The organism is Kribbella sp. NPDC002412 (assembly GCF_053592935.1).
The window spans coordinates 92,027-114,266 of record NZ_JBSFBL010000005.1 but is presented as its reverse complement, the minus strand read 5'-3'; the positions used below and the strand labels follow the sequence as shown (position 1 = coordinate 114,266).

The window sequence follows — 22,240 nt, the reverse complement described above, 5'->3', positions numbered from 1 at the left end:
GGCCGCGCCGACCAGTGGTCGGCGCGGCCTGGCATCAGTTCGGGGTCGACCACTCGACGAACTGGATGACGACACCGTTGGGGTCGGTGACCTGGAACAGGCGTTCGCCCCAGGGCTCCTCCCGCAGCGGCATGGTGATCTCGACACCTTCGTCGAGCAGCCGCTTCAACTCCGCGTCGAGCCCGTCGACGGTGAACGCGAGGATCAGCCCCGACGCCTGCTGGTCGCGCTGCTCCGGTGGCAGCACCTCGATCCCCCGCTGCAGCAGTACGACGTCGACCGCATCGTCCCGCGTCAGCGAGGCGAACCCCTCGGCCGCGACACGCTCCTCGTAGCCGAGGTGCCCGACGAAGAACCCGCGCGACGCGGCCACGTCGGCGATGGTCAGGGAAATGGTGGAGGCGTTGATCTTCACAGCTGTTCCTTTCGTAGAGGCGAGGACGGTCAGCGGGCGCCACGCCGCGGGAGGCCGCGACGGGGGCTGGTGACCGGGAAACGCACGGTGCGGGGCTGCGCCGTACGCCGCTCGTCACGGCGTCGGTGCGGGACCGCGCCGGACGGGGAACTGCCGAGACCAGTGGTTCGCATCCACTACTTCCTTTCGGAGTAACTTTACGACGGTGGTAACTTTAGCCCGGCCGGAGTGTGCTGTCAACATACTTTTACGACGAGGGTAAGATTGCGCCCATGGACACCACGAGCGCCCCGACCGGTCTGCGGGAGATCAAGAAGCAGGAGACGCGGCAGCTGATCTCCGACCAGGCGACCCGGCTGTTCATCGCCAACGGGTTCGAGCAGACCACGATCGCCGAGATCGCCGACGCCGCCCGGGTCGCGAAGAAGACCGTGACCAACTACTTCGCCCGCAAGGAGGACCTGGCCCTCGACCACCAGGACGCGTTCGTCGGGTCGCTGGCCGACGCCGTCGCGTCCCGCCGTGCCGGAGAGTCCGCCCTGGCCGCGCTCCGGCGCGACTTCGAGGCGGCCGTCGCGAGCCAGGATCCGGTGGCCGGGTTCGCCGGCCCGGAGTTCGCCCGGATGATCGCCGACAGCCCGACGTTGACGGTGTGCCTGCGCGGTCTGCACGACCAGCGTGAGCAGGCGCTCGCCGCGGTGCTCGCCGAGACCACCGGCGAGCACCCCGACGACATCACCGTCTCAACGGCCGCGGCGCTGCTCGGCGCGGTCCATCGGACCCTCTTCCAGCGAATCCAGACCCTGACACTCGCCGGTCAGTCCAACGACGCCATCGCCGCGACCATCGCCGCGGAAGCCGCCGCGGCGTTCGACCTGCTGACGCCGGCCCTCGGTGACTACGCGACCGCTTGAGTGCCTACGACAACATTTGCGCCGAGCTCGTCGTCAGTGCTTATGCGAGCGGTGAGCCCGGCCTGCTCGAGCACGGACCTCGCCAGCGGCGCCTGATGTTCGCTCATCTCGACGAAGAGGTGGCCGCCGGCGGCGAGCCACTTCGGTGCACCAGCGGCGACCCGGCGCAAGGTGGCGAGGCCATCCGGTCCGCCGTCCAAGGTGACGTGCGGTTCGTAGAGCCGGGCCTCCGGCGGCAGCAGCCGGATCTCGTTCGTCGGAACATAAGGGACATTGGCGAGCAGTACGTCGACCCGGCCCTTCAGCTCCCCAGGAAGCGCCGCGAAGAGGTCGCCCTGGTACACCGCCCCTCCCCACGGCACCAGGTTGCGCCGCGCACACGCGACCGCGGCCAGCTCGATGTCGGCGGCGTACAACTCGACCTTTCGCTCGGCCGCGACCGCAGCACCGAGTGCGCCCGAACCACACCCCAGATCGACGACGACAGCACCCGGCGCCGTCACCCGCAACGCCTCCTCGACCAAGAACTCGGTACGGCGACGCGGGATGAACACCCCCGGATCGACAGCGATCCGCACGCCGCGGAACGACGCCCAGCCGAGCACGTACTCCAGCGGAAGCCCAGCGATCCGGCGATCGACCATCACCGACGCCTCCGCCTGGTCGCGGGCGGTCGAGGCGATCAGCGCGGCCTCGTCCTCGGCGAACACGCAGCCGGCCGCCCGCAGCCGCGCGACAGCGTCGGAGATCTCAAAAGAAGAAGAAACAGACACGGAAACCCTTCGACTACGAGGCTCCCGCAGTCAGCGCACGGCGCCGACCACTCGAGGCGGGAGCAACCAACCTGCCTTACCGGTAATCGGTCCCACCCCCTCAGTCCGTAGTTGCGACAACCTTACCCCGAAGCTCAGCCGTCCAGGTGCGGGTTTTCGCGGAGGGACTCGGCGACGCGCTGGAGGGCCGGATTGGGGCTGTCGGGATTCCAGCACGCGTGGAGGGTGACGGAGTGGGCGTCGGCGGCGTCGAGCTCGCGGTAACGGACGCCTTCGACCTGCATGGCCATGATCGATCGCGGGATGAGGGCGCAGCCCAGGCCGGCCCGGACCAGGGCCAGCATCGTGGGGACCTGCGACGCCAGCTGGCTGACGGCGTAGCGGTCCATGCCGATCATCGCGGCGCAGATGTCGTGCAGGTACTGCGATCCTTCTGGGCTGTAGCCGATGTAGTCGTCGGTCACGTCGGCCAGCGCCACCGGCGACTCCCCCACCGCCAGCGCATGCTCAGCCGGAACGGCGAGGACCAGGTCCTCCGAGTGCACCAGCAGCGACTCGAAGCCGGCCGGGATCGGCGGCCGGACCAGGCCGATGTCGATCTCCATGTTCGCCAGCGCCTCGAACTGCTCCGGGCTCACCAGCTCGATCAGCTCCGCGGTCACCGCCGGCGTCCGCTTCCCGACCATCGTGAGGAAGTCCGCCAGGACGGCGTACGCCCCGATCGCGGTGAACGCGATCCGCAGCGTCCCGGTCTGACCATCGGCCGCCCGCCGCGTCGCCTCGGGCGCCACCTCGAGCAGTGCGAGCACTCGCCGCGCATGCTCCAGGAAAACATCCCCGGCCGCGGTCAGCCGCACTCCGCGGCCGGTGCGGTCGAACAGCCGCACGCCGAGCGACCGCTCCACACCCTGGATCTGGCGGGTCAGCGGCGGCTGGGTGATGTTCAGCCGCTGCGCGGCCCGGCCGTAGTGCAGCTCCTCGGCGACGGCGACGAAACCCCGGAGCTGCTGCAGGGAGAGATCCATAGCGGGCACCGTACCCATACCCGTACGGTATCGGTCAATACGAAATCGGGCTTGGACCTGCATAACGGAAAGCGCCTACCGTCGAGGCAACAGCCACCCAGAAGGAGCCTCCACGGTGCCCAAGCTCGCTGCCCTGTTCACCCCCGAACGCGCCGCCGACGTGGTCGACCCGCAGACCCGCCGGCTGCTCGAGGACCGGTTCGAGGTCGTCTGGGCCGGGGCCGAGCACGCCGCCGGACCGGGGTCGCCCGGCCGCCCGCCGGCCCTCGACCCGGCCGCCGTCGCCGGCCTCGCCACCGGCGCCGACGTCCTGCTGACCAGCTGGGGCACACCGCGCCTCGGCAAGGAACTGTGGGCCGACGGCAACGGTCCCAAGGTGGTCGCGCACGCGGCCGGCTCGGTCAAGAACCTGGTCGACCCGGTCATCCTCGACCAGGGCGTCGCCGTCTTCTCCGCCGGACCGCGGATCGCCTGGTCGGTCGGCGAGTACTGCCTGGCCGCGATGCTCACGCTGGCCCGCCGGCTCCCCCGCTTCGACCACGCGGTCCGGCAAGGCGGCTGGAAGCAGACCGACTTCCGCGGTCACGAACTGGCCGGCGCGAAGGTCGGCATCATCGGCGCGAGCAGCACTGCGCGAGCGCTCATCACGCTGCTGAAGCCGTTCGGCTGCGACCTCGTCGTCTACGACCCCTACCTGAGCGCCGAACGCGCCGCGCAGCTCGGCGTCCGCACCGCGACGCTGGACGAAGCCGCGCAGAGCCCGTTCCTCACCATCCACGTCCCGAACGTGCCCGAGACGAAGGGCATGATCACGCGCGAACTGATCGAGCGGCTCCCCGACGGGGCCGTCGTGGTCAACTCGTCCCGCGGCCCGGCGATCGACCAGCCGGCCCTGCTCGACCACGTGCTCGACGGACGCCTGTACGCCGCGCTCGACGTCTACGACCCAGAGCCTCCGACCTTCGACAGCACGGTCCTCGAAGCACCCAACCTGCTGCTCAGCCCGCACATCGCGGGCGACGCGGAAGAGGGTCACCTCGCCCTCGCCGGCTACGTGCTGGCCGACGTGCTCCGCTACCTCGAGGACGGCAGCCGCGGGCCGAGCTTCGTCGACCCGGCCGTGTGGTCGATCGCGGCCTGAGAGGACGACGCCCATGTCCCGGATCACGAAGGTCGAGGTCTTCCCGGTCGCGGTCCCGTTCGCGCGCCGGTTCGTCCTCGGCAGCGGAGCGGTCGGCTCGCCCGGCGAACGGCCGGACCAGGCCACCGCGGTCGTCTTCGTCAAGCTGACCACCGAGGACGGCGTGGTCGGCTGGGGTGAGCAGCGCGCGTTGCCGAGCTGGAGCTACGAGACCGCCGAGACGATGGCCGTGGTGATCAAGCGGCACCTCGCGCCGATCCTGCTCGAGCTCACGCCGTTCGACGTCGAACTGTTCCACCAACGCGCCGCCAAGCGCCTCAGTCCGGCGGTGTCGAACGGCTTCCCGTTCGCCCGCGCCGCCGTGGACGTCGCGATGCACGACGCGGCCGGCAAGCTGGCCGGCCTCCCCGTGCACGCGCTGCTCGGCGGCAAGGTGTACGACGAGATCCCACTCTGCTCCGCGATCGGCGTCGGCGACTCCGACGCGGTCCGCGAGCATGCGATCCAGTCGTCGGACTACTCGGCGTACAAGGTCAAGATCGGTGGCGACCTGGACGCGGACACCGCGGCGATCGAGACCGTCGCCGAAGTGGCCGGCGGCAAGCCGCTGTGGCTCGACGCGAACCAGTCCTACCGTCCCAGCCTGCTGAAGCAACTCCGCGACCGTACGGCGGGGATCCGCACGATCCACTGCGTCGAGCAGCCGGTGCCGAGCACCGACACACTGGCGATGCAGCGGGTGCGCGGACTGATCGACCTGCCGATCGCGATCGACGAGGGCAGCTTCTCCGCCCAGGACCTGGCCCGGGCGATCCGGCTGGAGGCCGCCGACCTGGTCGTCGTCAAGGTCTGCAAGTCCGGCGGCCTGCGCAACGCCCTGAAAACCGCCCAGACCGCCCAGGCCGGCGGTCTCGAGATCCTGGCCAGCGGCCTCACCGACTGCGGCGTCGCCTTCGCGGCCGCGCTGCACGTGTTCAGCCAGCTCGACCTCGCCCTGCCCGCCGAGCTGAACGGGCCGGAACTGCTGTCCGGCCTGTACGTCGAGGGGCTGACCATCACCAAGGCCGTCGCCACGGTCCCCACCGCCCCCGGGTTGGGCGTCCAGGTCGACGAGGACCGCATCCGCGCCGAGTCGATCGACCTCGAATACAGCTGAGGAGAAGCCATGCAGAAGAGGCTGTCCCGCCGCAGCTTCCTCGAACTCACCGGCCTGGCCGGAGTGGGCGCGGTGCTGGCCGGCTGCTCGTCCGGGCCGCCGGCCGGCGCCGCGACCTGGGCGATGTGGTCGAGCAGCGCCGCGGAGAAGAAGGTCTGGGAGGACTTCAGCAAGTACGTCGAGCAGCAGCTGAAGGTGAAGTCCGTCCCGACCCTGACCCCGTCCAACGGGTACCCGACCAAACTCGACCTGCAGCTTGTCAGTGGCACGGCCGGCCTGGTGACCGCGATCAACGGCACGCTGATCCCGACGTACGCCGCCCGCGGCGCGCACCGGCCGCTCGACGACCTGATCGACGCCGATCCGGACTTCGACCTGGACGACTTCTACCAGCCGAGCCGCCGGATCTCGAGCTTCAACGGCAAGACCTACGCGATCGGCTTCGACGTCGCGCCGACGGTGATGTACTACAACAAGACCCTGCTGCGGAAGGCCGGCGTCGACCTGCCGTCGCGCACCGAGCCGATGTCGTGGGCAACGTTCCGCGAGCTCGCGATCGAGCTGACCAAGCCGCCGGACCAGTACGGGTTCACCTGCGCGCCGGCCATCGACGACCTGGTGTCGTGGATCTACTGCGCCGGCGGCAACGTGATGAACGACCAGGCGACCCGCAGCACGCTCGGCGACCCGGAGGCGATGGAGGCGCTGCAGTTCGTCATCGATCTGTTCGTCAAGGACAAGGTCACGCCGCCGATCAAGAACCTGGTCACCGAGAGCTCGTTGTCCAACTTCATGGAGGGCAACGTCGCGTTCATGCAGAACGGGCCGTGGCAGGTGGTCAACGTGCGCAAGGCCAAGTTCGACTGGGACATCGTCCCGTTCCCGGCCGGCGCGGTCGGCAGCACGCCGCGGGTGTCCGGGTCCAGCTTCGCGATTCCATCGGGGGTGCGCGAAGGTGCCGACCTGGACCTGGCCTGGAAGTTGCTGAAGACACTGACCAGCACCGGCGCGCTGGACATCTACGCCAAGGCCGGCCGGAACAACCCGGCCCGGCTCAGCGCCGGCAGCGCGTTCCAGCCGCCGCCGGACAACCTCGGCATCGTCCAGCAGATCCTGGCCGGCAAGGTCGCCGGCGGCCACGCGTTCGACGTCACGACGAACTGGAACCAGGTCAAGCAACTGCTCGGCCAGGACCTGCCCAGGACGTTCCTCGGCCAAGTCACGGTCGCGGACGCGATCAATGGATTGACGCCGCGTCTCGACGTACTGATGCGGCAGCACCAGGACAACATCCGCCAAGCCACAGCCAGGAAGGGGTGATCACGAATGGCTGTCGATACTGTGCCTGCCCCGGCAGCGACCGCACCGCCGCGTCCGACCTCGAAACCGACACTGCGCTGGCGAAACCGGGAGTCGCTGACCGCCTGGCTGTTCATCCTGCCCAGCCTGATCGGCTTCCTCGTCTTCACGGCCGGGCCGGTCGTCGCGGCCGGGGTCATCTCGCTGCTCGATTGGAACCTGTTCAGCGCGCCGAGCTGGGCCGGGTTGAGCAACTTCGCCCGGCTCGGCCCCGACCCGACGTTCTGGTCCGCGCTCGGCAACACGGTGTACTTCACCTTCCTGAGCGTGCCGCTGACGATCCTGGTCAGCCTCCTGCTCGCGCTGCTGCTCAACCAGGGGCTGCGCCGGGTCGCGGTCTTCCGGTCGCTCCTGCTGTTGCCGTACGCAACCATCACGGTGGCGGTGGCGTTCGTCTGGATCTGGCTCTACATCCCGCACGACGGCCTGGTGAACGCCGTGCTCGGGTGGGTCGGGATCAACGGACCGGCCTGGCTGATCTCGGACACCTGGGCGATGCCGGCGCTGGTCGCGATGAGCGTGTGGAAGAGCTTCGGCTTCGGCATGGTCGTGTTCCTGGCCGGACTGCAGGCCATCCCGCAGCAGCTCTACGAGGCGGCCCGGGTGGACGGGAGCTCGACCTGGCAGGGCTTCCGCAACGTGACGCTGCCGATGCTGTCCCCGGCGCTGTTCTTCGTGATCGTGACCTCGGTGATCGGGTCGTTCCAGGTCTTCGACCAGGCCCTCATCATGACCAACGGCGGTCCGGGCACCCGGACGACGACGCTCGTCATGTACATCTACCGCACCGGCTTCGAGAACTACGACCAGGGGTACGCCGCCGCGCAGTCGCTGGTCCTGTTCGCGTTCATCGTCCTGATCACCGCCACCCAGTTCGTCTTCCAGCGGAGGCTGGTGCACTATGACAACTGACATCCGCCGCCGGTTGGTGGTGTTCACCTGCTTCCTGGTCACCGCGATCACGCTGATCCCGGTCGTGATGATGGTGCTGGTCGGGTTCCAGTCCGACGGCGAGTCGATGGCCGCGAAGCCGTCGTTCTGGCCGAGCAGCTGGCATCCGGAGAACCTCACCCGGGCCTTCGACCTGGTGCCGCTCGGCAAGTACCTGCTCAACACCGTCTACTTCGCCGCGGGCACGACTCTGCTCGAGACGGTCACCGCGGCGCTGGCGGCGTACGCGTTCGCCCGGCTGAACTTCCCGGGCCGGAGCTGGCTTTTCGGCATCTACCTGGCCACCTTGATGATCCCGTCGCAGGTCACGTTGATCCCACAGTTCGTGCTGGTCGCGAAGCTGCACGGGATCGACACCTGGCCGGGGATGATCCTGCCGCACGCATTCACCGCGATCGGCGTGTTCCTGCTCCGGCAGTTCTTCCTGGGCATCCCGCGCGACTACGAGGAGGCCGCCCGGCTGGACGGCGCGAACCGTTGGCAGGCGTTCGTCCGGATCATCGTGCCGCTGGCCGTGCCGGCGATCGCGACGCTGGCAGTGTTCAAGTTCATCGGCCAGTGGAACAACCTGCTCTGGCCGCTGATCATCTCCAACAGCGACGCGACTCGTACGGCGTCGGTCGGGCTGCAGGTGTTCCAGGACACCAACGGCACCCAGTGGAACCTGTTGCTGATGGCAGCCACCGTCACCACCGTCCCGTTGATCATCATCTTCTTCCTGACCCAACGCTGGTTCGTCCGAGGCATCACCATGAGCGGGCTGGGAGGCCGCTGACCATGTCCAATACCTTCCCCGCCCCACCGCCCCGGTCGCCCTACACCTGGTCCGTCTTCACCAAGCCGTGGTCCGGTCTGCCCGGTGACGAGCTCGGCCGGCTGGTCGCCGGGCTCGGCTTCACCGGCGCCGAGATCCCGGTCCGCGACACCGCCTACGTCACCCCGGCCACGGCCGAGGCCGAGCTGCCGAAGTTCACCGAACAGTTACGGGCCGAAGGCATCGAACCGATCAGCGTGGCGAGCGAGCTGACCGAACGCGTCTTCGCCGCGTGCGCGCAGGCCGGCGTACCGATGATCCGGATCATGGCCGAGCTCGGCCCCGACGGCTACGCGGCCTCGGTACGCCGGACCCGCGGACTCCTCGGGGACGCCGCCGTACTGGCCGCGCAGTACGACGTCCAGGTCGGGGTCCAGCCGCATCACGGGCGGTTCGTGCCGTCGACGCTCGGCGTGCTGCAACTGCTCGACGGACTGCCCGAGCAGTTCAAGCTGGTGTGGGACGCGGCCCACGACGCGCTCGCCGGCGACGACCCCGCGGTGACTCTCGAGCTCGGGCTCGACCGGCTCGGCATCGTGAACCTGAAGAACGCCAAGTACGTCCGGACCGAGGACGGCTGGAAGACGTACTTCGTGCAGGCCGACGAAGGGATGTCCGACTGGTCGGTCGTCTTCGCCACGCTGCAGCGACTCGGCTGGTCCGGGCCGGTCTGCCTGACCGGGCAGTACTCCGATCCCGCCGTACGCGTGGAGGAACGGCTCGAGAAAGATCTGCTGACCGCTCGTGTCACATCTTCCGGCCGGGCTCCGTCAGGAGGGTGAAGGCAACAAAACCTCACTGATGGAGACCCTCCCATGACTGCACGGATGACGAACCCTGCCATGCTGCTGCCGGACGCGACCAAGGGCGTCCAGAACATCTTCAAGGCCGTCCACAAGGGCGGTGTCCCCGCCGCGACGCTCGAGCTCGTGCACCTGCGGGCCAGCCAGATCAACGGCTGTGGGCCGTGCGTGTTCGGCGGTGTGAAGTCGGCGGTGAAGAACGGCGAAACCGACGAACGGCTGCACCAGGTCGTCGCGTGGCGTGAGTGCGACCTGTTCACCGACGCCGAGCGGGCCGCGCTCGCCCTGGCCGAGGCGGCGACCCGGATCGCGGACCGGCCGGACGCGGTCACCGACGAGATCTGGGCCGAGGCGGCCAAGCACTTCGACGAGACCCAGCTGGCCGCCATCATCCTGATGATCGCGCTCACCAACATGTTCAACCGGATCAACACCACCACCCGGGAGCCTGCCGGCGCGACCTGGTGACTGAGTAGGTTGGAAGCGCCCGTGTCGAGGGCGGCACGGGCGCTCCGACGTACCCAGGGAACCAGAACCGGAGGTACTGATGAAGTACATGCTCTTGATCTACGGCAACACCGAGACCTGGGACGCGCTGCACGGGCTGGGCATCGACGGGGTGCTCGACCAGCACCGCAAGCTCACCGAGGAGCTCAAGGCGAACGGCGAGTTCATCGACGGACTCGGACTGACCACCGCGAACGCCCGGGTGGTGCGGGTCAGCGACGGGGTGCCGGCCGTCACCGACGGGCCCTTCACCGAGGCCAAGGAAGTACTGGCCGGCTACTACCTGGTCGACTGCAGTCCGGAGCGGGCGGTGGAGATCGCGGCCCGGCTGCCGGAGGCGCCGTACTCGCCGATCGAGATCCGCTCGTTCACCGACCCGATGGAGCAGTAGGGCTGCTCCAGGGACTTGCCGGCCTCAGCTGGGCGTTGACACCTGAGACCGGCGAGTCACTGACTCAGCCCTTCACGGGGCCCCTTGTCTTCAGCGGGGATCGCCCGACGCGAGGATGACCCCACCTGAGGCGGGCTGATCACCCATGCCCCGGCCACCCCGCACGAACACGGTGGCGCCCTGCTCCGGAGCCGGGGCGCCTTGACCGAGTCGCAGCGTGGTGGTCATTCCGTTGCTCAACCTGAGCACCGCCACGCGTCGCGGTTCCACCGACGGGATCGACGAGCTCACCTCGTGGATGCCGGTGCACACCGCCGGTTGGATCGAAGCCCGTCCGAGCCCCGCGTTGCCGTGACTCCTCACATCACGGCACTGCTCGGCGAGCCTTGTCATCGCTGACACACTTCCCCCTTCTTCTCATCGTTCTCCCCGAGTGACGGTTGGCGCGACTGCCGTGACACGACGCCGGCACCACGCTGAAAACAACGCAGGTACGGCGCAGCAGTCGCACACTCCCCCGTCCTTCCCGCACCCGGAAACGACGCGGAAGTGATCAGGGAAGCCTTGCTGAGAGTGACGACGTTTTCAAGGGATCGTGACAGGAATCCCGCGTACCGGGACCCGTGTCCAGCTTTGATCGTTCACCGAAACTTTCGGCAGCAAGCGCCCACTTAAAGCAGTGGTCCCATTGACTCCGGCGCCGGAAGAAAAGGAAGACGACGACCACCGCTAATGCGGGCTCAGGTCCGGGAGCGTGGCCATTCTGGACACGCTCCCGGGATTTTCACCATGCTTGTGACCTTGTTTGATCGCGCGCCGACTGATTCCCCGGCCGACGGTGGAATCCGGGCCCTCGGCAACAATCTGCGTAATGGCCGGTCAACGGGCGGTGCTGGTGCGTTCGATGATCCGGTGCGGGATGATCACTCGCCGTGGCGCCGCGTCCTTGTCCGCCATCCGCTCGGCGAGCAGGTCCAGCGCCGACCGGACGAACTCCCGCCGGTCGAAGTCCACCGTCGTCAGCGGCGGAATCATGAACTGGCTCTCCAGGATGTTGTCGAACCCGGCGACCAGCGTCTGCCTGGGCACGTCGATCCCGGCGGTCCACAGCGCCGACAGCGTGCCGGACGCGACCGTGTCGGTGAAGCAGAAGAACGCGTCCGGCAGCTCGTGCTCGGTCAGGTACTTCCCGACCACCGTCGCAGCACCCTCCGGACGCCACCGGTCCAGGTTGATCTCGAGCGCCGGATCGTTCGGTACGCCGGCCTCCTCGAGCGCCTGGCGGTATCCCGCCGTACGCAACCGGGAAGCCGCCGTGCCGGGTGCGTCCGCCGTGCCCCCGAGCACGCCCACGCCACTCGATCCCCGCGGGACCTCCGGCACGCCGACCGCGGCGATCCGGCGGCAGCCCTGCGCCAGCAGGTGGTTCGTCATGTCGCGCGCCGCGGTCACGTTGTCGATCGCGACCTGGCTGACCACGTCCTGGTCGACGTCCCCGATCAGGACGACGGGCGGCAGCGGACCGGCGGTCATCACGGCGCTGTCGTCGACGTTGACCGGGTTCAGGATCAGGCCGTCGACCAGGTGCGCGCGGCCCTTGGACAGCAGCTCGAACTCACGCTTCGGCTCGGCAGCGGTCTGCTCGATCTGCACACCCCAGCCGCGCTCGTGGGCGAGCTCGACGACCAGGTGCGTGATCTCCGCGGAGTACGGCCGCAACAGGTCGGGCAGGGCGAGCGCGATCATCCCGGAGCGGCCGTTGCGCAGGCCGCGAGCGCTCATGTTCGGAACGTAGTCGAGCTCGGTCAGCGCCTGCTCGACCCGGGCCCGGGTCTCCGGACGGACGAACACCACGCCGTTGATGACGTTCGACACCGTCTTCGGGGACACCCCGGCCAGCTTGGCGACATCTTTGACGGTGGCACGCATGCGGCCATTGTCACACTTGGCTACGTTGTCACGAACTCAGCGCGTCGGCAGGGCGCCGCCGTTGACGTGGAGCACCTGGCCGGTCAGGTGCCGGGCGGCCGGTGAGGCGAGGAAGCGGATCGTCCCGGCAATGTCGGCCACCGTCCCCTCCCGCTTCGTCATCGTTGCCTCCAGCAACCGGGTACGGCGCTCATCGGTCAGCGTCCCCTGGAAGAACTCGGTGTCCGCGGTGAACCCGGGCGCGACCACGTTCGACGTGACGCCGCGCGGACCGAGCTCGGCGGCGACGTCGAGGCTGTACATCGCCAGCGCGGCCTTGGAAGCGCCGTACGACCCCGGCCCGCGGGCGCCGGCGATCGAGCCGAGGTGCACGACCGCGGTGGTGAGTCGCGGCGCGAGCGCCGTGGTCGTGAGCACCGCACTCAGCAGGTTCGCCTCCAGGTTGGCGAGCCAGTTCGTCTTCAGCTGGGCCAGTCCGCCGTCCGGCCGGCTGAGGTCCGTGTTCCCACCCGCGTTGTTCACCAGTACGTCGACCTGCTCGGGCAACTCGCCGAGCAGTCGCTCGACCTGCTCCGGGTCGGTCGCGTCGCACACCACTCCCCTGGCTCCGAGGTCGGCGGCCGTCCTGGCCAGCACATCCTCCCGCCGGCCGGTGATCACCACGTCGTCGCCGTCGCGGCGGAACAGCTCGGCCGTCGCCCGGCCGATTCCGGTCGCTCCTCCGGTCACCACGATCGTGCGGGTCATTGCACTCCTCACGTTTAGGGCTAAATGTTTAGGTCTAAACGTAGCATGGTGACCATGACCTCCGGACGTGACGGCTATCCCTTCGACGGGCCGAACCTCTACCCCGCCGCCGAGATCGCGCAGGCCTGGCAGCGGGAGCGGCCCGGGACGCCGACGGACTCGATCGAGATCGTCACTCCCCTGTGGCGGCTCGCGAAGCTGTTCGCCGACGACCGCAGGCGGGTGCTGTCCGACCTGGGCGTCGATCCGGCCACCCTCGACCTGCTGAGCGTGCTGCGCCGGGCCGGCAAGCCCTACGAGCTGACGACCCGGGAGCTGAGCCGCCGTACGCTCGTCACCGCCGGGGCGATCTCGCAGCGGGTCGCGCGGGCCGAGGAGTCCGGGCTGGTCACCCGCCGTGCGGCGTCCGACGGCAGCCGCGCGGTCCTGGTCACGCTCACCGCGGACGGCCACGACCTGGTCGAGCGGACCGTCGACCAGGTGCTGACCCGCGAGGCCGAACTGGTCGCCTCGCTGACTCCCGCGAACCGCGCGGCCCTGGCCGGCCAACTGCAGGAACTGCTCGGCGAGGTCCAGCGGCTGGCCCGCAAACCTTCGTCCGGCGTGTAAGGTTTTCGCAGCCGCCTAGCAGGAGTCTCAGGTCCAAGTTGCTACGACCGGTTCAATGTCACAATTGAAGGATGCCTGCTACCGAATCGACCGGGTCCGCCGGTCCCACGGCCGCCGACAGTCATGACGCCATCCAGGTGCGGGGAGCCCGCGAGAACAACCTCAGCGGGGTCTCGCTGGACATCCCCAAGCGCCGGCTCACCGTCTTCACCGGAGTCTCCGGCTCCGGCAAGTCGTCACTCGTCTTCGACACCATCGCCGCCGAGTCCCAGCGGCTGATCAACGAGACCTACACCGCCTTCGTCCAGAACTTCATGCCCAGCCGCAGCCGGCCGGACGTCGACTCGCTGCGCAACCTGTCCGCCGCGATCATCGTCGACCAGGAGCGGATCGGCGCCAACTCCCGCTCCACCGTCGGTACGGCGACCGACGCCCACACGATGCTGCGGATCCTGTTCAGCCGGGCCGGGACGCCGTACGTCGGAGGTCCGTCGGCGTTCAGCTTCAACCTGGCCGACGGGATGTGCCCGGAGTGCGAAGGGCTCGGCCGGACCACCGAGTTCGTGCTGGACGAGCTCGTCGACCGGGACAAGACCCTCAACCAGGGCGCGATCAAGGCGCCCGGGTACGCCGTGGACAGCTGGCACTGGCAGCTGATGGCGACCACCGGGCTGTTCGACCCGGACCTGCCGCTGAAGGACTACCCGGCCGACAGCTGGCAGCAGTTCCTGCACTCCGAGCCCACCAAGGTCAAGGTCGGCAAGAGCAACCTGACCTTCGAAGGTCTGGTGTCGAAGCTCAAGCGCAGCTTCCTCAGCAAGGACCGCGACTCGATGCAGAGCCACCTGCGGGCGTTCGCCGACCGGGCGATCCGCCAGGCGACCTGCCCAGCATGTGGCGGGGCACGGCTGAACGAGGCGGCCCGGTCGGCCACTGTCGACGGCCGCACCATCGCCGAGTGCTCGGCGATGCAGATCAGCGACCTCGCCGAGTTCGTTGCCGGGATCAACCATCCGAACGTCGGGCCGATGGTCGAGGGACTCCGGGAGACCCTGGACTCGATGGTCACGATCGGGCTCGGCTACCTCAGCCTGGACCGCGAGTCGTCGACGTTGTCGGGCGGTGAGGCGCAGCGGGTGAAGCTGGTCCGGCACCTCGGGTCGAGCCTGGCCGATGTCACCTACGTGTTCGACGAGCCGACCGTCGGCCTGCATCCGCACGACATCCAGCGGATGAACGACCTGCTGCTGCAACTGCGGGACAAGGGCAACACCGTCCTGGTGGTCGAGCACAAGCCGGAGACGATCCGGATCGCCGACCACATCGTCGACCTCGGCCCGGGCGCCGGCCTGGCCGGTGGCCGGCTCTGCTACGCCGGCGACCTCGACGGCCTGAAGAAGTCGCGCACGCTGACCGGTCGCTACCTCGACCACCGGGTCAGCGTCCGGGACGACGTACGGCGTCCGACCGGACGGCTGTCCATCGAGGGTGCGAACCTGCACAACCTGAAGAACGTCAGCGTCGACGTCCCGCTCGGCGTGCTGACTGTCGTCACCGGGGTCGCCGGGTCCGGCAAGAGCTCGCTGATCCACGGGTCGCTGGCCGGGCGGGACGGCGTGATCGTCGCCGGGCAGGAGCCGATCCGGGGATCGAAGCGGAGCAACCCGGCCACCTACACCGGGCTGCTGGACCCGATCCGGGCCGAGTTCGCCAAGGCGAACAAGGTGAAGCCCGGACTGTTCAGCGCGAACTCGGTGGGCGCCTGCAAGACCTGCAAGGGCATCGGTCTCGTCTACACCGACCTGGCGATGATGGCCGAGGTCGCCTCGGTCTGCGAGGACTGCAACGGCGCTCGGTTCACCCCGGAGGTGCTCGCCTACCGGTTGCGGGGCAAGAACATCAGCGAGGTACTGCGGATGACCGTCACGGAAGCCCGTGAGTTCTTCACCCGTGGTCCGGCCCGGAGCATCCTCGACCGGCTGTCGACGGTCGGACTCGGGTACATCGGCCTCGGACAACCGCTGACCACCCTGTCCGGTGGCGAACGGCAGCGGCTGAAGCTGGCCATCAACATGGGCAAGACCGGGTCGGTCTACATCCTCGACGAGCCGACCACCGGTCTGCACCTGGCGGACGTGGACAAGCTGCTGGCGATGCTCGACACCCTCGTCGACGAAGGCAACACCGTCATCGTCATCGAGCACCACCAGGCCGTGATGGCGCATGCCGACTGGCTGATCGACGTCGGCCCGGGCGCCGGCCACGACGGCGGGCAGGTGGTCTTCACCGGCACACCTGCCGACCTGGTCGAGAGCAGCCCGAGCCTGACGGCCGAGCACCTACGGCTGTACGTTGCGGGTCACTAGCTCGGCGGCCAGAGCCTCGATCAGGTCGCGCCAGGCATCGAGGTAGGCAGCGGCGGGGCCGGTCTGGGTCAGGACCAGCCGGGCCCCGCCGTTGCCGTCCCGGAGGGTCCAGCCGACCTCGCCCTGCGACCAGGTGTAGGTCAGCCGCTCCGGCTCGGCCGCCTCGGTGACCGTCCCGGGATCAAGGCCCTTGGCGACGAACCCGGCCGGCGGTGTGCTCCCCGCCGTCGCGGTGGCCGCGCCGGCCAGCAGCTGCCAGACGAGCTCCTTCGGCCGCACGAGCTGCCGCTCGAACCGGATCCCACCGTCGTCGTCCACGGCTCCTTGATCCAGGCCGTACACCTTGACGAAGTGCTCGTGCAGCTCGGCGTACTCCTTCTCCGGCACCGCCGACCCACCGAGCACGTGGTCCAGCGCGTCGAAGCACAAGGTCCAGCCGCTGGTGAAGCTCGCCGAGCCCGGACGGTCGTCGAACGTCGCGGTCAGGTGCAGCGTGCACCCGTCGGCCGACGGGACGAGCTCCCAGCGCAGCACCTCTTCGCCCCAGGTGTACTCGATCAGCCGCGGCGGCTCGTACGCGCGGATCACCCCGGAGCCGTGCTCGTCCACGGGGGCGTCCGGGTCGTCCTCGAAGGTGAAGGTGACCGCTCCGTCCAGCCGCAGGTCCAGCTCGACCGCGGCCGGGAACCACCCGGACAGCTGCCCCGGCTCGGTGATCGCCCGCCAGACCTTCTCCACCGGATGCCGTAGCTCGCGCTGCATCCGCAGGACCGTCCGGCCGTTCTCCGTGCTCAAGGTCTCGGTCATGACCCCATATATACCCGATCAGGCATATACGATCAACCGGCGAACCGGGCCAGGTCCTCGAGCTCGCCCGCCAGCGCCGGCGACGATCCTTCGAACAGTTCGCAGGACAGGTCCGCGTGCTTCCAGGACCCGATCACCCGGCCGGCTTCGACCACCGCCGGACGCAACATGCCGCCCCCGGGATGGATGTGTTTGCGGTACTCGTCGGCCAGCGCGTGCCGCCTGTCGGCATACCCGAGCAGGTACGGGTCGAACTCCCCCAGCAGCCGCAGGTCCGGAGCCCCTGGCAGATCATCGACCGCCGACAGCTCGACTCCATCGACGTCGAAAGCCTTCGTCGCAACCGCCTGCAGTCCGTGACGGGCTTGCGGCACCGGGAGGCCCGACCACGTTGCGAAGTCCTTCGCGGTTGCTGGGCCGTAGGCCGTCAGGTACCGCCGAGCCAACTCCTCGAGGTCTCCGTCCAGAACCAGCGGCTTCCCCAGCCAGTCCCGGACGGCGACCCAAGTCTCGCCTGGCCCGTAGCACAGCCGCCCGAGCAGCCCGGCGTGCCGGATCAGCGCATACACCTGCTGCCCCTTCGGCGAGGCGATCAGCCCGGCCTTCAGCAGTACGTCGGCCAGCGCCGAGCGATCCGTGGGACCTCGAGCCAGGAGATGCTCCTCGATCACGTCGGCCGCCTCGGCGCGGATCGATGCGGTCAGCCCGAGTTCGCCGTACCGGCGCTCGGTGTCCTTGATGAGCTTCTGGCCGAGCAGCCCGAGCAAGGGTCCGGCGTGCTCGGTCGCGACGAGTTGGAGGGTGCCGCGCATGAACCAGCCGCGAACGACCGAGCGGTCGGTCTCCTGGGCTTGGGACACGTCGGAGAGAGTGGTCGCGGTCGAGCGGGCCCGGACGGCGTACGCGGCGCCACGCCAGGTCTGGGCCTGCAGTCCCCCCGTCCGGCGCACGACGTCGGCCACCCCTCCGGGGCCGGCCTCGTCCACCGGACGCGCCAGGCAGTTGGCCTGGAACCGGGCCGCGAGGAGCCAGTCCACAGACCTACGCACCACCCCAGCATGACACCACAAACTCCTCTTGCGCGCAGCAATAACCGGTCTGCCGGATTGTCCGGCAGACCGGTTGTCCGACTGAAGGATCGTCAGCTGAGATGGTCGTCCACCAAATTGGCGTAGGCGGCCTGGCCGGTCACGTTGGGGTGGTAGGACTCGCTGACCGGGTTGGACAAGCCGTTGATCCACTCCGGGCTGCCGCAGACCGCGTGCCCGATGAACACGCTGGTCGGGTTGACGAAGGCGAACCCGGCCGCGCTCGCCGAGGCGGCGATCTTGGAGTTGAGCAGGTCGGCGGTCTGGTTCAGCCGGGTCATCTCGGTCGGGCTGAAGAACGTGCCCGCGTTGCAGTCGGTGCCGTTGAACAGCCGCGGGTAGCCGACCACCACGACCCGGGCCGAGGCCGCGCGGCTCCGGATCGAGCCGTACAGGCTGTTCAGCCGGCCGGGCAGCGTGTTGTTGATGATCGCCTGCGCGTTGTTGATCGCGCCGGTGCAGTCGCCCAGCCAGGACGGCTTGGCGCACTCGGTGATCACCGACGAGAACCCGGCATCGTTGCCACCCACCTGGACCGACACCAGGTTGGTCGAGCTCACCACCGAGCTCAGCTGGTTGGCGGTGACGTCGGCGACCCGGGCGCCGGAGCAGGCGACGAAGGTGAGGTTGGCGCCGATCCGGCCGGCGTCGATGTACGGGTAGGCCTTGGTCGAGCGCTGGCAGGACCCGCTGCTGGTGATGTAGCTGCGGGTCCCCACACCCGAGGCGTACGAGTCCCCGAGTGCCACGTAGTTGGGTGCGGCCGCGTGGGCCACCCCGGGACTGACGAGGATCGCGGCGCCGAGGGCCGCGGCGGAGAGCAGGCTGGCGATGGACTTCATGGGCGGACCGCCTTTGTGCGAAGGGTGGCGACAGAAGCACTAAGAGTCACGATGACCCAACCCGCCGGTAACACACAAGGGCCTGGTAAGAAATTCACCGCCAGTTGCCGGTCCTGGTAGCCGGTGTTTCCGGGCTACCCCCAGGACGACAGGCCTGGGCCCTGCGGCAGCGGGTAGCAGCCGTCGACGAGCTCGACCCGGCCGTCGGCCGGGAGCAGTCCGCTCTCCACGTAGATGGTGTTCGGCAGCGCGGCCAGCACGTGGATGTGCGCGCCGCCGCCGTGCGACGCGTACGGAACGCCGAACCCGGCCGCCAGCAGCCCGATCTCCAGACAGTCGGTGAGCCCACCGGCCCGCCGGAGATCCGGTTGTACGACACCCACCCCGCCACGCGCGATCAGGTCCCGGAACGCGGCCTGCCCGTAGCGGTTCTCGCCGGTGGCGATCGGGATGTCCAGCTTGCCGGCCAGCCGGACGTGGCCGTCGGTGTCCGCGGCCGGCAACGGTTCCTCGAACCACCGGCAGTCGAGCTCCTCGTAGACGCGGCCCCGGCGTAGTGCTTCGTCGTACCCGAAGGCCTGGTTGGCGTCGACCATCAGCGGCGCGTCCGGGCCGATCACGGCCCGGACTGCCTTGATCCGCCGTACGTCCTCGCTCAGCGGGCCGCCGCCGACCTTCATCTTCACACCGCGGAAGCCCTGCTCCATCGCCTTGGCCGACACCGCCTCCAGGCCGGCGACGTCCAGCTCGAGCCAGCCCACCATCGCGTACGTCGGGATGGTCGTGCGCTGGGCGCCGAGCAGCTTCCACACGGGCACGTCCAGCGACTTGCCGAGCAGGTCCCACAGCGCCAGGTCGATCGCCGAGATTCCGTACGACGACAGCCCGGCCGTGCCCTGGTAGTCGGTCAGCACCTGCAGCTTGTGCCGGATCCCGCGGATCAGCGTCGGGTCGTCCCCCACGATCTCGGGAGCCAGCTGCTCGGTGACGATCTTGGCCAGCACCGCGGGCGAGCTCGCCACCCGGCCGAAGTAGGTGTCACTGACGCCGCTGATGCCTTCGTCGGTGTCGATCCGGACCCGGGTGCGGCCGTTGCGATCGAGCAGCTGGATCGCGTCCCGGACCGCGTGCGCCTTCGGTTCCGACACCACCTCGACGCTGATCTCGGTGATCTTCATCCTCACCCCTTGCCTGCGAGTACGTTCTCGACCTTCTGCTTCACGCTGCCGAGCGCGTCGGCCGCGGACCGCTTCCCGCTCCACACATCGTCCAGCACCGGGCGGTACACGGTCCGGGCGCGTTCGATGTAGCGGCTGAAGTTCTCGTTCACGGCGTTGTCCAGGGCCTGGGTGACCAGAGCCAGGTTGGCCGGGCCCTTGTCGTCGGGCACGAACAGCGACGAGGAGCTCTTGCTCACCGGCATGAACCCGCGCGACTGGGCGAGCAGCTTCGACGCGTCCGGGCCGGCGCAGTACTTGAGGAAGTCCCAGGCCGCGTCGGGGTCCTTGGACGCCTTCGGGACGGCCAGCACGGTCATCGTGTTCACGGTCTTGCGGGCCACCTTCATCGGCGGCGGGAAGATGTCCCACTTCACCTTCGCGTTGGTACGCAGGTAAGGGATGCCGCTGGTCAGCGCGAGCAGCATCGCGACCTTGCCGGTGCCCAGCTGGGCCAGCGCCCAGTTCGGTGTCTGACGGCCCGCGGTCACGGTGGCGAAGTCCGGGTGCACCTTGTGCACGAGGGCAAGGTCGGCGATCCACTGGACCGCCTCCGCGGCCGGCGGCTCGGCCAGGGTGAAGCGGGTGGCGTCCTTGGAGTAGATGCCGTCGCTGCCGTTGTTGACCGGCCAGACGGTCTCCAGCGAGGTGTCGGGGAAGATCAGCGCGCCCCACCGTTCGCCGTTCGGCTTGGTCAGCTTCTTCGCGGCGTCCAGGAAGTCGTCCCAGGTCCAGCCGCTCGCGGCCCAGTCCTTCGGCGGCAGCTCGACACCGGCCTCCTCGAACGCGTCGACGTTGCAGTAGATGACGCCGGGGTTCGTCATGATCGGCCAGGCCGCGTGCGCGCCGTCGGACTGCTTCGGGAAGTTGAACGCGACCGGGAAGTAGTCCTCCGGCTTGATCCCGTCCTTCTCCAGGTACGGACGGAGGTCGAGCAGGGACCCTTCGGCGTAGTACCCGGCCACGTAGTCGTCGTTGATCCGGATCGCCGTCGGCGCCGAGCCGGACGAGAGCACTGTGCGCAGCTTGGTGTCGTAGTCGTCACCCGGAACGGACTGGATGTCGAGCGTCTTGCCGGCGCCCTTGGCCCAGTTCTCGGCGACCGTGTAGAGCGGGCTGCCGCTGGTGGTGTCCCAGGTCAGGAAGGAGGCGTTGCCGCCGCCTCCCGCACTGCCGTTGCCGCCGCACGCGGACAGCGGCACGCCGGCCGCGAACGCGCCGCCGGCGAGGCCAACGGCTTTGAGCACCGACCTTCGGGAAAGCTGTGATGCCGTCATGGTTGTTCCTGTTCTGTCAGGGGAATCAGTTGGTGCGCAGCTTGGCGACCGCGTCCTCGTCGAGCTCGACGCCCAGCCCGGGCAGGTCCCAGGGCGTGATCTCGCCGTTCACCGGGACGAGCGGGTTCTGCCAGATCGGCACGTCGTCGAGGATCGGGTTGTGCTCGATGTTGTACTCCTGCGGGTACACGCAGGACGGTGTGCTGACCCAGAGGTGGGCGTGCGCGGAGGTGCCGATCGTCTGCTGGGTGTTGTGCACCGTGATCGGCTTGGTGAAGGTGTCGGCGAGCACCGCGATCTTCTTGAACTCGGTGATCCCGCCGCACTTGATGACGTCGGGCTGCAGGATGTCGACGCGACCCTGCAGGATCAGGTCGCGGAACTGCCAGATGCTGTACTCCTGCTCGCCGGCTGCGATCGGGATGTCGACCGCGTCGGCGAGCCGTCCGTAGGCCGCGTAGTCATGTGCGGCCAGCGGCTCCTCGAAGTGCCACACGCCGAGGTCCTCCAGCGCGTGCGCGAGTTTGATGGCGGTGTGCTCGTAGTAGGCGTTGTTGACGTCGACCAGGATCGGGAAGTCGTCCCCGACCAGCCCCCGGACCGCAGTCACCGTCGCGATGGTCTGGTCGAAGCCGTCGTCGTGCATCCACGGCGTCGAGGAGTGGATCTTGTAGCCGTGGAAGCCCTTCTCCTGGAAGGACTGCGCCCGCTCGGCCTCCTCCTGCGGCGACATGCTGCGCGACATCGAGCTGGCGTAGACCTTGGCGCTCTGCCGGTACTTGCCGCCGAGCAGCTTGTAGACCGGCAGGCCGGCGGCCTTGCCGAGCAGGTCCCACAGCGCGATGTCGATGCCGGCGATCGCGTTCAGCTGCGCGCCGGCCGGGCCGAGCTTGTACGGCTTGGTGTAGAGCCGGCGCCACAGCCGCTCCAGGTCGGTCGCCTCCTCGCCGACCAGCAGCGGGGCGAGCGCCTGCTCGACCACGCTGTGGGTGACGTGAGCGTTCATCGGGCTGACCTCGCCGACGCCCACCAGGCCTTCGTCGGTGTGCACCTTCAGGATGTGCAGCTTGTCGAGCAGGATGATCGATTCGATCCGGGTGATCCGCATG

22 protein-coding genes are annotated in these 22,240 nt (G+C 68.8%); 11 read left to right on the top strand and 11 right to left on the bottom strand.

Going from position 1 to position 22,240, the window contains the following annotated elements; genetic code table 11:
* Positions 1-34 precede the first annotated feature (34 nt).
* On the bottom strand, positions 35-415 hold the full coding sequence (locus ACWCOV_RS05895; RefSeq protein ID WP_449828085.1) for a VOC family protein: 381 nt from the start codon (positions 413-415) through the stop codon (positions 35-37).
* A gap of 272 nt (positions 416-687) precedes the next feature.
* On the opposite strand from ACWCOV_RS05895, the gene ACWCOV_RS05890 reads away from it, so the two are divergent.
* Positions 688-1,329: a TetR/AcrR family transcriptional regulator gene (locus ACWCOV_RS05890; RefSeq protein ID WP_449828084.1), complete on the top strand. Its 642-nt coding sequence runs from the start codon at positions 688-690 to the stop codon at positions 1,327-1,329.
* On the opposite strand, the gene ACWCOV_RS05885 is transcribed toward ACWCOV_RS05890, so the two are convergent.
* Both ACWCOV_RS05885 and ACWCOV_RS05880 read right to left on the bottom strand, forming a co-directional pair.
* Positions 1,314-2,102, bottom strand: coding sequence for a putative protein N(5)-glutamine methyltransferase (locus tag ACWCOV_RS05885; RefSeq protein WP_449828083.1), 789 nt, complete (start codon positions 2,100-2,102; stop codon positions 1,314-1,316). The genes ACWCOV_RS05890 and ACWCOV_RS05885 overlap by 16 nt on opposite strands.
* 134 nt (positions 2,103-2,236) lie before the next feature.
* The gene (locus ACWCOV_RS05880; protein WP_449828082.1) at positions 2,237-3,127 is read right to left on the bottom strand and encodes a LysR family transcriptional regulator; all 891 of its coding nucleotides are present in this window, start codon (positions 3,125-3,127) and stop codon (positions 2,237-2,239) included.
* A gap of 115 nt (positions 3,128-3,242) precedes the next feature.
* On the opposite strand from ACWCOV_RS05880, the gene ACWCOV_RS05875 reads away from it, so the two are divergent.
* The 8 genes from ACWCOV_RS05875 (at position 3,243) to ACWCOV_RS05840 (ending at position 10,249) form a co-directional block, all read left to right on the top strand.
* On the top strand, positions 3,243-4,268 hold the full coding sequence (locus ACWCOV_RS05875) for a hydroxyacid dehydrogenase (protein ID WP_449828081.1): 1,026 nt from the start codon (positions 3,243-3,245) through the stop codon (positions 4,266-4,268).
* A 13-nt stretch (positions 4,269-4,281) separates the two neighbouring features.
* Positions 4,282-5,424 carry a mandelate racemase/muconate lactonizing enzyme family protein gene (locus tag ACWCOV_RS05870; RefSeq protein ID WP_449828080.1) on the top strand — a complete coding sequence of 381 codons (1,143 nt, stop codon included), beginning with the start codon at positions 4,282-4,284 and terminating at the stop codon, positions 5,422-5,424.
* A 9-nt stretch (positions 5,425-5,433) separates the two neighbouring features.
* The gene (locus ACWCOV_RS05865) at positions 5,434-6,744 is read left to right on the top strand and encodes an ABC transporter substrate-binding protein (RefSeq protein ID WP_449828079.1); all 1,311 of its coding nucleotides are present in this window, start codon (positions 5,434-5,436) and stop codon (positions 6,742-6,744) included.
* A gap of 6 nt (positions 6,745-6,750) precedes the next feature.
* Positions 6,751-7,695, top strand: a complete 945-nt coding sequence (locus ACWCOV_RS05860) for a carbohydrate ABC transporter permease (protein WP_449828078.1) — start codon at positions 6,751-6,753, stop codon at positions 7,693-7,695.
* On the top strand, positions 7,685-8,509 hold the full coding sequence (locus ACWCOV_RS05855) for a carbohydrate ABC transporter permease (RefSeq protein WP_449828077.1): 825 nt from the start codon (positions 7,685-7,687) through the stop codon (positions 8,507-8,509). Before ACWCOV_RS05860 ends, ACWCOV_RS05855 begins: the two co-directional genes overlap by 11 nt.
* 2 nt (positions 8,510-8,511) lie before the next feature.
* Positions 8,512-9,330 carry a sugar phosphate isomerase/epimerase family protein gene (locus tag ACWCOV_RS05850; protein WP_449828076.1) on the top strand — a complete coding sequence of 273 codons (819 nt, stop codon included), beginning with the start codon at positions 8,512-8,514 and terminating at the stop codon, positions 9,328-9,330.
* 33 nt (positions 9,331-9,363) lie between these two features.
* On the top strand, positions 9,364-9,819 hold the full coding sequence (locus ACWCOV_RS05845; protein ID WP_449828075.1) for a carboxymuconolactone decarboxylase family protein: 456 nt from the start codon (positions 9,364-9,366) through the stop codon (positions 9,817-9,819).
* A 79-nt stretch (positions 9,820-9,898) separates the two neighbouring features.
* The gene (locus ACWCOV_RS05840) at positions 9,899-10,249 is read left to right on the top strand and encodes a YciI family protein (protein ID WP_449828074.1); all 351 of its coding nucleotides are present in this window, start codon (positions 9,899-9,901) and stop codon (positions 10,247-10,249) included.
* Between the two features lie 879 nt (positions 10,250-11,128).
* Here ACWCOV_RS05840 and ACWCOV_RS05835 read toward each other — a convergent pair.
* Complete coding sequence (locus ACWCOV_RS05835) at positions 11,129-12,178, bottom strand: LacI family DNA-binding transcriptional regulator (RefSeq protein WP_449828073.1); 1,050 nt, start codon at positions 12,176-12,178, stop codon at positions 11,129-11,131.
* A 36-nt stretch (positions 12,179-12,214) separates the two neighbouring features.
* Complete coding sequence (locus ACWCOV_RS05830) at positions 12,215-12,925, bottom strand: SDR family NAD(P)-dependent oxidoreductase (protein ID WP_449828072.1); 711 nt, start codon at positions 12,923-12,925, stop codon at positions 12,215-12,217.
* A 54-nt stretch (positions 12,926-12,979) separates the two neighbouring features.
* Here ACWCOV_RS05830 and ACWCOV_RS05825 point away from each other — a divergent pair, with 54 nt between their 5' ends.
* A complete protein-coding gene (locus ACWCOV_RS05825) occupies positions 12,980-13,534 on the top strand; it encodes a MarR family winged helix-turn-helix transcriptional regulator (RefSeq protein ID WP_449828071.1) in 555 nt (184 codons plus the stop codon).
* A 71-nt stretch (positions 13,535-13,605) separates the two neighbouring features.
* A complete protein-coding gene (locus tag ACWCOV_RS05820) occupies positions 13,606-15,900 on the top strand; it encodes an ATP-binding cassette domain-containing protein (protein WP_449828070.1) in 2,295 nt (764 codons plus the stop codon).
* Here ACWCOV_RS05820 and ACWCOV_RS05815 read toward each other — a convergent pair.
* From ACWCOV_RS05815 to ACWCOV_RS05790, 6 genes are all read right to left on the bottom strand, one after another.
* Positions 15,874-16,707, bottom strand: coding sequence for an SRPBCC family protein (locus ACWCOV_RS05815; protein ID WP_449828069.1), 834 nt, complete (start codon positions 16,705-16,707; stop codon positions 15,874-15,876). The genes ACWCOV_RS05820 and ACWCOV_RS05815 overlap by 27 nt on opposite strands.
* Before the next feature lie 32 nt (positions 16,708-16,739).
* Positions 16,740-17,756 (bottom strand): winged helix DNA-binding domain-containing protein, encoded by a 1,017-nt coding sequence (locus tag ACWCOV_RS05810; RefSeq protein ID WP_449828068.1) that lies wholly within the window; start codon positions 17,754-17,756, stop codon positions 16,740-16,742.
* A 92-nt stretch (positions 17,757-17,848) separates the two neighbouring features.
* Positions 17,849-18,637, bottom strand: coding sequence for an SGNH/GDSL hydrolase family protein (locus ACWCOV_RS05805; RefSeq protein WP_449828067.1), 789 nt, complete (start codon positions 18,635-18,637; stop codon positions 17,849-17,851).
* A gap of 134 nt (positions 18,638-18,771) precedes the next feature.
* Positions 18,772-19,815 carry a mandelate racemase/muconate lactonizing enzyme family protein gene (locus ACWCOV_RS05800; protein ID WP_449828066.1) on the bottom strand — a complete coding sequence of 348 codons (1,044 nt, stop codon included), beginning with the start codon at positions 19,813-19,815 and terminating at the stop codon, positions 18,772-18,774.
* Positions 19,816-19,817: 2 nt separating this feature from the next.
* Positions 19,818-21,101 (bottom strand): ABC transporter substrate-binding protein, encoded by a 1,284-nt coding sequence (locus tag ACWCOV_RS05795; protein ID WP_449828065.1) that lies wholly within the window; start codon positions 21,099-21,101, stop codon positions 19,818-19,820.
* 55 nt (positions 21,102-21,156) lie between these two features.
* Entirely contained in the window at positions 21,157-22,239 is a 1,083-nt protein-coding gene (locus tag ACWCOV_RS05790) for a mandelate racemase/muconate lactonizing enzyme family protein (RefSeq protein ID WP_449828064.1), read from the bottom strand.
* Position 22,240: the final 1 nt, after the last annotated feature.

Excerpts from the sequence above, each read along its gene's own strand:
- ACWCOV_RS05860 (WP_449828078.1), top strand. The coding sequence starts at position 6,751 with ATGGCTGTCGATACTGTGCCTGCCCCGGCAGCGACCGCACCGCCGCGT.
- ACWCOV_RS05835 (WP_449828073.1), bottom strand. The coding sequence starts at position 12,178 with ATGCGTGCCACCGTCAAAGATGTCGCCAAGCTGGCCGGGGTGTCCCCG.
- ACWCOV_RS05830 (WP_449828072.1), bottom strand. The coding sequence starts at position 12,925 with ATGACCCGCACGATCGTGGTGACCGGAGGAGCGACCGGAATCGGCCGG.
- ACWCOV_RS05855 (WP_449828077.1), top strand. The coding sequence starts at position 7,685 with ATGACAACTGACATCCGCCGCCGGTTGGTGGTGTTCACCTGCTTCCTG.
- ACWCOV_RS05790 (WP_449828064.1), bottom strand. The coding sequence starts at position 22,239 with ATGCGGATCACCCGGATCGAATCGATCATCCTGCTCGACAAGCTGCAC.
- ACWCOV_RS05865 (WP_449828079.1), top strand. The coding sequence starts at position 5,434 with ATGCAGAAGAGGCTGTCCCGCCGCAGCTTCCTCGAACTCACCGGCCTG.
- ACWCOV_RS05870 (WP_449828080.1), top strand. The coding sequence starts at position 4,282 with ATGTCCCGGATCACGAAGGTCGAGGTCTTCCCGGTCGCGGTCCCGTTC.
- ACWCOV_RS05825 (WP_449828071.1), top strand. The coding sequence starts at position 12,980 with ATGACCTCCGGACGTGACGGCTATCCCTTCGACGGGCCGAACCTCTAC.
- ACWCOV_RS05890 (WP_449828084.1), top strand. The coding sequence starts at position 688 with ATGGACACCACGAGCGCCCCGACCGGTCTGCGGGAGATCAAGAAGCAG.
- ACWCOV_RS05820 (WP_449828070.1), top strand. The coding sequence starts at position 13,606 with ATGCCTGCTACCGAATCGACCGGGTCCGCCGGTCCCACGGCCGCCGAC.
- ACWCOV_RS05815 (WP_449828069.1), bottom strand. The coding sequence starts at position 16,707 with ATGACCGAGACCTTGAGCACGGAGAACGGCCGGACGGTCCTGCGGATG.
- ACWCOV_RS05850 (WP_449828076.1), top strand. The coding sequence starts at position 8,512 with ATGTCCAATACCTTCCCCGCCCCACCGCCCCGGTCGCCCTACACCTGG.
- ACWCOV_RS05805 (WP_449828067.1), bottom strand. The coding sequence starts at position 18,637 with ATGAAGTCCATCGCCAGCCTGCTCTCCGCCGCGGCCCTCGGCGCCGCG.
- ACWCOV_RS05800 (WP_449828066.1), bottom strand. The coding sequence starts at position 19,815 with ATGAAGATCACCGAGATCAGCGTCGAGGTGGTGTCGGAACCGAAGGCG.
- ACWCOV_RS05880 (WP_449828082.1), bottom strand. The coding sequence starts at position 3,127 with ATGGATCTCTCCCTGCAGCAGCTCCGGGGTTTCGTCGCCGTCGCCGAG.
- ACWCOV_RS05845 (WP_449828075.1), top strand. The coding sequence starts at position 9,364 with ATGACTGCACGGATGACGAACCCTGCCATGCTGCTGCCGGACGCGACC.
- ACWCOV_RS05840 (WP_449828074.1), top strand. The coding sequence starts at position 9,899 with ATGAAGTACATGCTCTTGATCTACGGCAACACCGAGACCTGGGACGCG.